Genomic DNA, 8986 nt, shown 5'->3' with positions numbered 1-8986 from the left:
CTGTTTTAAAGGATCTTTCGATCGTTTTGAATTACTTATTCAGAACTTTCGAGGATGTGTTTCACTGTTTAATTATCAAGGATCTCTGCCGTTCCGACTCGGATCAGCTCGTTTATTTTATCACAGAGCTTTTCGTTTGTCAAGAACTTTTTTAATTTGTTTTTTGAAGCTCTTTCGAACTTCTTTGCTGTTCTCTCGATCAGCAACTCGTTTATTTTATCAAACTCATTTGCTTTTGTCAAGAACTTTTTTAAGTTTTTTTGAAGCAGTTTCTGCAACCTGCGGCAGCCACCCGGCTCCGAACTAGGTTTTTCTGTTTCAAAAGAACTCATTCACTGTAGCTCTCGCTGACAGCTTAGTTATAATAACACCGCCCAAAACAAAAGTCAACACCTTTTTTCGAATTTTCTTATTTTTAGAAAAATATAGTTAATTCTGCATATTTCGTATTTTATCTGACTATTTAGAATCTATTCGAAACCGTCCAAAAGAAAAGGCGCCTTCCGGCGCCCTTTCCCTTTCAACTCTTATTTCTCACGTTTACGATAAACAACTGCTCCGACCACTGCTGCTGCAGAAACGCTGAGCAGGATCACCCACAGCATCACCTGTGTGCGGTCTCCCGTGTCCGGACTCTTTGTTGCTTTCTTCAGATAGAATACGGTATCCGCCTGGCCCTTGCTTGAAACGATCGAAATCGTATGCTTGCCTTCTCCCAGACTCTTTGTATACTCTGCCTTCAGCGTAACCTGCGTATTCTCTTTTCCAGCCATCACATAATTCTTCGCATCAATCTCTTTCTGGTCGATGAGAACCTTTTTGAGATCCTTTGCTTCAAAATCTGCGGTGAAGGAAAGCTCCTTGCCCTGCATACCTGACTGATTGACTCCTTTGGTAATCTTCGGAAGACTCTGCGCAGTCATCGGTTTCTGTTTCAGGCCGGCAATCGCTTTTTCCAGCGCTGCCGCATAACCATCCACCGTCTTCTGCTCCGTGATATTCTTTCCGCGTACAATCGCTGCTTTTGCATCATTGACTGCTTTTACGCTCTCGTCCGTGTATTTCTTCAGATCGTTTGGAATCTTCTTCACTGCGGCATCTACTTTGCTGTAGTCCGCATCTTTATACGTAAGGCCGGCAATCGCTGCCTCGATCTTTTTTGCGTAACCGTCTACGCTCTCCTGCTCTGTGACCGGCCGCTCGGTTACGACGCTGTTCTTTGCACCTTCCAGTGCTTTTACAGACGCATCGGTATACAGACTGAGGTCCGCCGGAATCTTTTTGATGGCTTCCTCTACTTTGGAATAATCTGCTTTCCGAACCCGCAGTCCTGCCAGTGCATTTTCAATTGCTGCTGCCCAGCCGTCTACTTCTGCCTGATCCAGAATGGTTTTTCCGCTTTCTACGCTGTTGATCGCTGTCTGAAGCGGATGAATGCTTTCTTCCGTATAAATACTCAGATCATTCGAAACTTTGGCAAGAGCCGCGTCTACGGCGCTGTAGTCCGCCGGTTTCAGGGTCAGTCCGTCAAGAGCTGCCTTCAGGTTTTCTGCAAACTGATCGACTTCCTCCTGTCTGCTGTCATCCAGATCCCATACAATGGCTTCTTTTGCCGCATTCAGTGCTTTTACACTCTCTTCGGTATAAATGGATAAGTCTTTCGGAATCTCTCCCAGGCGTTTTTCCACTCCCAGATAATCTGCCGGAACCGGTTTGCGTACCAGTGCTGCAATTGCATTCTCCAGTGCTTCCGCATAAGCAGCAACTGCCTGCTGCTCTTCTATCGTTTTGGTGCGGTCGATGGATGCGATGACTGCTTTCAGTGCTTCCACGCTCTCTTCCGTATAGATAGAAAGATCTTCCGGAACTTTGGCAAGTACTGCATCAACTTCTGTGTAATCTGCGCCAAGAAGCGTCAGTGCGTTTACTGCTGTCTGAATGGCTGCCGCATAACCATTTACGGTTTCCTGTTCAGCTGACGGCAGGTTCTCTTTTACCGCATCTTTTGCTTTCTGAACAGCTGCCGCGCTTTCTTCTGTATACCGGCCCATGTCCTCCGGGATCAGCGCCAGCGCTTCTGTTACTTTGGTGTAATCTGCGGCTTTTACAATCACAGTGAATTCCTGTGTGAAGTCAACGCCGGTTTTCTTTCCGTCTTTGATTGTCGCCAGAAGTTTTACGGTTCCGGCATTCGTTACTTTCAGGTTTGTGCCGTCTAAAACAGCACCTGTCATCCCGGCATCCGTGATTTTCCATGTGATCTGTTTCTGATCTGCATTTTCCGGAACTGCTTTGCCCGTCAGTGCGGTGGTTCCCGGGATTTCTTTCGGTATGCCCTGGATTTCTGTTACAGCTACGTACTCATAGGTTCTTATCTGAATTTCAATGGCATCTTTTGTTTCCGTTTCTGCGATCTTTGTTACAATCCAGCTTCCGTTCCAGCTGTCTGCCTTTTTAAGCAGATAATCTGCCGGAGCCTTTTTGGCCTTTTCCGTAAGATCCTTCAGATTCCAGGAAGCCGCCGCTGCGATCACAGCCTCTTTTTCTGTTTTTATTCTTTCTTTGTCATCCGGATTTGTTTTTTCTGAAAGTATTCGGATTTCTCTGTTCTCTGCATCATTTTTAATCTCCGTATCTTTGCCGAGAACATCGCCTGCTTTCAGCGAAAGCTCTCCGAACTTCCACGTTTTGGCTTCCTCTTTTGCGAATGCCATGGTTGGGAACATCGTCACGATCAGAAGCATGGACAGTACAAACGAAAGCATTTTTTTCGTTTTCTTCATAACACAAATCCTCCTTTCCTTTTGATTGTTTTGCAGCCGCCAGGGGCCGCAGTTTCTCTTGTTACTTTCATTATACGTGTGTCAGAAAAAGAGTCAACGGGCCGTAAAAATTCGTAAGAATTCTTGTGCATTTCCGCTAAAATACTTTCAACGTTTTTTCACAATACTTCCATGAATTTTTACGGCCCGTCAGATTTTCTTAAGATATTCCTTTATTTGTGATGAAGCACATATTTCACATACGCAATTCTGCGGCTGTCCGGTGCCCAGGAGTTGACGTTGATACTGCCCTGGCCGCCGAAAAGATCCAGCAGTTTTTTCTTATTCTGTCCGTCATAATCCATCATTCCAAGCGATACCTGCATGTTCGGCAGATGCTCGTTCGGTTCCAGCTCGCCTTTGGTGAAGGTCAGGTAAATGACGTGTTTTCCATCCGGCGAAACGTGGCCGAACCAGTTATTGGCATCGGAATCGGTCATCTGGGTGAGACCGCTGCCGTCACGGTTCATCCGCCATACCTGCATCAGACCGCTTCTGGTGCTGTTGAACCAGATGTGCTTTCCGTCCGGTGAATACTCCGGACCGTCGTTATAGCCCTTTCCGTCCGTCAGACAGGTTTCTTCGCCGCCATCCACAGGGATGGTGCAGATCTCAATGCGCATTTTCTCCTCCTCCGGATTCTGACGGAATGCACAGTAGGCAAGTTCTTTTCCATCCGGTGACCATCCATGAAGGAAGCTGCATCCCGGACCGGTCAGATCCTTCGCCGTTCCTTTTCCCATTGGGAGCACATAGATATGAGATTCATACACTCCGTCTTTGAGTTCCGGCGGCATACAGCTTACCGCCAGCAGTTTATTATCCGGTGACGGAACGTGGTCATTGTTGCACTGCACACAGTCGCCGGTATCAACCTGCTCCACATGGTCTTTGTCAATTTCGTAGCGATAGATTTTTCCTTCGGAATTATAAAGCAGGGTATTTCCATCATTCAGCCAGTTCGGTGCTTCGATGATTCCCGGAAATTCATGGAGCACTGTCTCTTCTCCCGTTTCTACATCCAGAGTACACAGGATACTGTCGGTGCTGTCCCGGTCGCCGGTCCAGCCGGAGAGCATCCGTCCGGCACGGCAGGTGTCCTCCAGTGTCGTCGCATCCATGTCCACAATCTGCAGTGCTCCGTTTGCACGGGCAAACTGGAAGCATGCTTTCAGATCGACCATGCCTTTTCCGAGAGGTGCTTCTTTTCCGGTGAATTTCATATCTTTATAATGAACTGCTTTGACAAGATCTGCATGTGCCCACAGGAACTCCTCCGGATCGACACCGCCGCAGTACATCCATCCGGTATCGACTTCGGCACCAACTTTTCCTCCGCAGGCATCCAGCAGGTATTCGTATGCGGTTTTTCCATTCACGCGGATGCAGATGTCTTCTTTTTCATTGTGAATCAGAAGACCGGCACCAGCCTTTTCGAGCTCTTCTGCCAATTCGCGGTATCTTACCGCGGTTTCGTCCAGAACATCTTTCGCCAGGCGTGCCGGGCTCTTTACGACGAACCAGGAAATATGATATTTCTGCGCCAGCTCTGCAAGGATGGCAAGTTCTCTTTCATAGTGGTATTCATCCAGAAAGATATGGGCTGCGTGAACCTCAATGTGGTATTTTTCCAATAGCGGCATCGCCTGCTCCAGATCCTCCGGGCGCCAGAAACCGTAGTCTCTGGCATCGACGCGAAAGCCGAGGCACGGCTCGATCTGACGGTAGCCTGCCGCATAAATTTTCTTTAAAAATCCTTCCGGATCCTGTTTCCACTCTTTTGACACCCCATACATCTGCACTCCAAAATACATTTCGCTTCCTCCTTCTCCCAAATCCGCTGTTTTTCCCATATTTTAAGCGGATTTTCTTTCATTTTCTTCTATTTTATCACATCTGTTTCTTCCATTAAAGATATGCTTTTTCTAAAGTAAGAAAGACTTCTGCAGAGGGTCGCTTCAGCGACATAATTCCCCTCCGCCGCAGTGCGATCCTGCCCGGAGGGCTTTTTAATTTACCGAAAAATTCAACGAACTTTCCGGTAAATTCGGTTAAAAAAGGCGTCCTGCATACACTATTTGCATATGCAGGACGCCCCTGTTTCTTATACAAACTGGTTCGTTTTCTCATCATACTCATAGTCGATGAGCGCCAGTTTTTCCCGCAGATCGGATTCCTCTGTCTGCATGGCCGCGCAGAATTCTGCGAGCGACGGGTAAAAATCTCTCAGCTGTGTATTCACATAACTCAGCAGCATTACGGGATCTTTCGGCATCATTCGTCCACTACCTCCACACCTGGTTTGATCATTGCCTTCAGACCTTCGTTTTCCACATCCAGAAGAATGGTGTCACCCTCGCTCACCTGACCGCCAAGGATCAGTTTTGCGGTGCTGGTTTCTACTTCTTTCTGAACGAAACGTTTCAACGGACGTGCGCCGTAAACCGGATCGTAACCGCCATCGATCACAAACTGTTTTGCAGCCGGACTCAGCTCAACGCGAAGCTCCTGATCTGCCAGACGTTTGTTCAGGCCTTTCAGCAACAGATCTACGATATGACCAATGTTGTCTTTTGTCAATGGTTTAAACATAATTGTTTCATCCAGACGGTTCAGGAATTCCGGACGGAAGTGTGCACGCAGATCCTGCAGAACCAGATTTCTCGCCTCTTCAGAAATGCTGCCGTCATCCTGAATACCATCCAGCAGATACTGGGATCCGATGTTGGAGGTCATGATCAAAATGGTGTTTTTGAAATCAACAGTACGACCCTGGGAGTCGGTGATACGGCCATCGTCGAGTACCTGCAGCAGAACGTTGAAGACATCCGGATGCGCTTTCTCGATCTCATCGAACAGAACAACAGAATACGGTTTTCTGCGCACTGCCTCGGTAAGCTGACCACCCTCCTCGTAGCCTACATATCCCGGAGGCGCTCCGATCAGACGGGAGACGGAATATTTCTCCATATATTCACTCATATCGATTCGAACCATGTTGTTCTCATCGTCAAACAGCTTTTCTGCAAGCGTTTTTGCAAGCTCTGTTTTACCGACACCGGTAGGTCCAAGGAACAGGAACGAACCGATCGGTTTTGTCGGATCTTTGATTCCGGCTTTGGAACGGATGATCGCATCCGAAACCTTTGTAACCGCCTCATCCTGACCGATCACTCTGGTGTGAAGCTCATCTTCCAGGCCGAGGATCTTGGTTCTCTCGCCTTCGGTCAGTTTTGCAACCGGGATTCCGGTCCAGCGGGAGACGATTCTGGCAATTTCTTCGTCTGTTACACTCTCGTGTACCAGAGAGAGATCTTCGTTCTTGACTTTTTTCTCTTCCGCTTCCAGCATCTGCTGTAATTTCGGAAGTTCACCGTACTGCAGTTCAGCGGCGCGGTTCAGATCATAATCATTCTTTGCTTTCTGGATCTGACGGTTCATGTCCTCGATCTGCTCACGCAGTTTAGACAGTTTCTCGACAGAACTCTTTTCATTTTCCCACTGTGCCTTTGCAGAATTGAAGGTATCTTTCAGCTCTGCGAGTTCTTTCTGCAATGTTTCCAGACGCTCGCGGCTTAAATTATCGGTCTCTTTTTTCAGTGCGGCTTCCTCGATCTGCATCTGCAGAATCTTACGGCGCTGCTCATCCAGCTCGGCCGGCATGGAATCCAGCTCTGTTTTGATCAGGGCGCACGCCTCGTCGACCAGGTCAATTGCTTTATCCGGCAGGAAACGGTCGCTGATGTAACGGTTCGAAAGGGTTGCAGCGGCAACCAGTGCACCGTCAGTGATTTTTACGCCGTGGTAAACTTCGTAGCGCTCTTTTAAGCCACGCAGGATGGAAATCGTATCCTCTACGGTCGGCTCGTCAACCTGAACCGGCTGAAAACGACGTTCCAGGGCGGCATCTTTTTCGATGTACTGACGGTATTCATCCAGCGTTGTGGCACCGATGCAGTGCAGCTCGCCTCTTGCCAGCATAGGTTTCAGCATGTTTCCGGCATCCATGGCACCGTCGGTTTTTCCGGCGCCGACGATCAGATGCAGCTCATCGATGAACAGAATGATTTTTCCGTCGCTCTTTCTGACTTCTTCCAGAACGGCTTTCAGACGCTCCTCGAATTCGCCGCGGTATTTTGCTCCTGCTACCAGGGCTCCCATATCGAGGGAAAAAATCGTTTTGTCTTTCAGGCTCTCCGGCACATCGCCGTTTGCGATTCGCTGTGCCAGACCCTCTACGACTGCGGTTTTACCAACACCAGGCTCACCGATCAGAACCGGGTTATTTTTTGTTTTACGGGACAGAATACGGACAACGTTTCGAATCTCGGTATCACGGCCGATAACCGGGTCCATTTTCTGGTTTCTGGCTTTTTCCACAATATCCTGACCATATTTTTCCAGCGTATCATATGTTGCCTCCGGGTTGTCGGTGGTGACTCTCTGGTTTCCGCGCACGGTGCTTAATGCCTGCAGGAAACGCTCTCTTGTGATGCCGTACTCCTGAAACAGTTTTTTCATGGACGGGCTTGGGTTTTTCAGCATAGCCAGGAAGAGGTGTTCTACGGAAACATACTCGTCTCCCATGGCTTTCGCCTCATCCTCAGCATTTACCAGTGCTTTATTCAGATACTGGCCGATATACGGCTGACCGCCGGACACTTTGACGCGGTCGTTCAGCGCCGTCTCGACGCGGTTCAGAAAATGATCTTTGTTGATTTCCATCTTTTCGATCATTTTCAGGATCAGGCTGTCATCCTGATGCAGGAGGTTATACAACAGATGCTCCTGCTCTATTTCCTGGTTGCCGAAATCGTATGCGGTCTTTTCCAGATCCTGTACTGCCTGCAGCGATTTTTGTGTGAATTTACTGATATTCATAATCGGCTTCCTCCTTATCTATCAAATGCTAACATTCGCTCCGAACAAAAAGAGTGAGAATGTAAAGTTTTTCTTTTTTGTTCTAGTCGTACTATAACACGAGTCGTTAGCACTGTCAAGAGGTGAGTGCTAATTATTTTACAAAAAAATTTATCTTTTCGCACTCACCCTAAAATTTGTGACCCTTTTTTATAGTCTTCCGGATGCATCTGTTTTGATTGATTGACAATTACCGAGCTATTCCCGTATATTTAACCTATAAGGCAGATACAAAATCCCAGATGTGCAGGTGAACAGACATGAAAAATATCCATAACATTGAATTTTATACCGGAAGCAAGGAAGAATTGCTTCCCGGTTTTGAAAAAGATTTTCCCTATATCGCTTCTAGGGCAGAACTTGACAAATATATAGGGGGTTATGTACCGTGGCACTGGCACAGGACAGTGGAACTTTTTTATATGGAAAGCGGCAGCATTGAATATGATACGCCAGGAGGAAAAATATTGTTTCCGGCTGGAAGCGGCGGCATGATAAATCCCAATGTACTCCATATGACAAAAGCAATATCGCAGAAAGAAAAGAATATACAGCTGCTTCATATTTTCGACGTTTCCTTACTTGCCGGAGAACAAGGAAGCAGGATTGAACAAAAATATATTTCACCTGTCATAACAGCCCCGCAGATTGAGGTAATCTCGCTTTTTCCGGGCAATGCAGAAGAAGAAAGGATTTTGAAACTGCTTGCTGCCTCATTTCGTTTATCCAGTGATGAATTTGGATATGAAATAAAACTACGGGAAGCCCTAACGGAAATATGGCTCATGCTTTTTGAACTTTCTCGTTCTATGCGTGAAAAGAAAGGGGAACATAACAAAAGCAACGATAAAATAAAGCTGATGATGATATACATTCATGAACACTACAGAGAAAAAATATCTATTCCGGCACTTGCTGAGGCAGCATATCTAAGCGAAAGGGAGTGTTACAGAGTGTTCCATGACTGTCTGCACATGACACCCGTTGAGTATATAACAACTTACCGTTTACAAATTGCCTGTCAGATGTTGGCAAAGGGGCAGGAAGCCGTTACTGTTATCAGTCATGAGTGTGGTTTAGGGAGCAGCAGTTATTTTGGAAAAGTTTTTCGGGAATATGCATATTGTTCACCTACAGAATATAGAAAAAAATGGCAGAATAGTGATAGGTAATGGCGGAAAAGAAATATTTTCCCTATGTCTTTTGCATTATAATGATACCTGTAAAGTAAATCAGCAATTTAC

General features: G+C 46.8%; 6 protein-coding genes. 1 reads left to right on the top strand and 5 read right to left on the bottom strand.

Features of this window, described 5'->3' with window-relative positions; all coding sequences use genetic code 11:
• Positions 1-68: 68 nt before the first annotated feature.
• The 5 genes from ACY2VW_RS13375 to clpB form a co-directional block, all read right to left on the bottom strand.
• Complete coding sequence (locus tag ACY2VW_RS13375; protein WP_461878392.1) at positions 69-332, bottom strand: hypothetical protein; 264 nt, start codon at positions 330-332, stop codon at positions 69-71.
• Between the two features lie 195 nt (positions 333-527).
• Positions 528-2783 carry a hypothetical protein gene (locus ACY2VW_RS13370; protein ID WP_461878391.1) on the bottom strand — a complete coding sequence of 752 codons (2256 nt, stop codon included), beginning with the start codon at positions 2781-2783 and terminating at the stop codon, positions 528-530.
• Between the two features lie 212 nt (positions 2784-2995).
• Positions 2996-4636, bottom strand: a complete 1641-nt coding sequence (locus tag ACY2VW_RS13365; RefSeq protein ID WP_461878390.1) for a TIM barrel protein — start codon at positions 4634-4636, stop codon at positions 2996-2998.
• A 290-nt stretch (positions 4637-4926) separates the two neighbouring features.
• Positions 4927-5100, bottom strand: a complete 174-nt coding sequence (locus ACY2VW_RS13360) for a DUF4250 domain-containing protein (protein WP_022461670.1) — start codon at positions 5098-5100, stop codon at positions 4927-4929.
• Entirely contained in the window at positions 5097-7703 is a 2607-nt protein-coding gene (clpB, locus tag ACY2VW_RS13355) for an ATP-dependent chaperone ClpB (RefSeq protein WP_461878389.1), read from the bottom strand. The genes ACY2VW_RS13360 and clpB overlap by 4 nt, the downstream gene beginning before the upstream one ends.
• A gap of 299 nt (positions 7704-8002) precedes the next feature.
• Here clpB and ACY2VW_RS13350 point away from each other — a divergent pair, with 299 nt between their 5' ends.
• The gene (locus ACY2VW_RS13350) at positions 8003-8914 is read left to right on the top strand and encodes an AraC family transcriptional regulator (RefSeq protein WP_461878388.1); all 912 of its coding nucleotides are present in this window, start codon (positions 8003-8005) and stop codon (positions 8912-8914) included.
• The last annotated feature ends 72 nt before the right edge of the window (positions 8915-8986 follow it).

This window comes from Fusicatenibacter sp., assembly GCF_977045365.1.
Note: the sequence above shows the minus strand (reverse complement) of the source record. Positions and strands in the feature narration are given on the sequence as shown.

Bases quoted from the DNA above. Each gene is read 5' to 3' on its own strand.
- ACY2VW_RS13375 (WP_461878392.1), bottom strand. From the start codon at position 332: ATGAGTTCTTTTGAAACAGAAAAACCTAGTTCGGAGCCGGGTGGCTGC.
- ACY2VW_RS13370 (WP_461878391.1), bottom strand. From the start codon at position 2,783: ATGAAGAAAACGAAAAAAATGCTTTCGTTTGTACTGTCCATGCTTCTG.
- ACY2VW_RS13365 (WP_461878390.1), bottom strand. From the start codon at position 4,636: ATGTATTTTGGAGTGCAGATGTATGGGGTGTCAAAAGAGTGGAAACAG.
- ACY2VW_RS13360 (WP_022461670.1), bottom strand. From the start codon at position 5,100: ATGATGCCGAAAGATCCCGTAATGCTGCTGAGTTATGTGAATACACAG.
- clpB (WP_461878389.1), bottom strand. From the start codon at position 7,703: ATGAATATCAGTAAATTCACACAAAAATCGCTGCAGGCAGTACAGGAT.
- ACY2VW_RS13350 (WP_461878388.1), top strand. From the start codon at position 8,003: ATGAAAAATATCCATAACATTGAATTTTATACCGGAAGCAAGGAAGAA.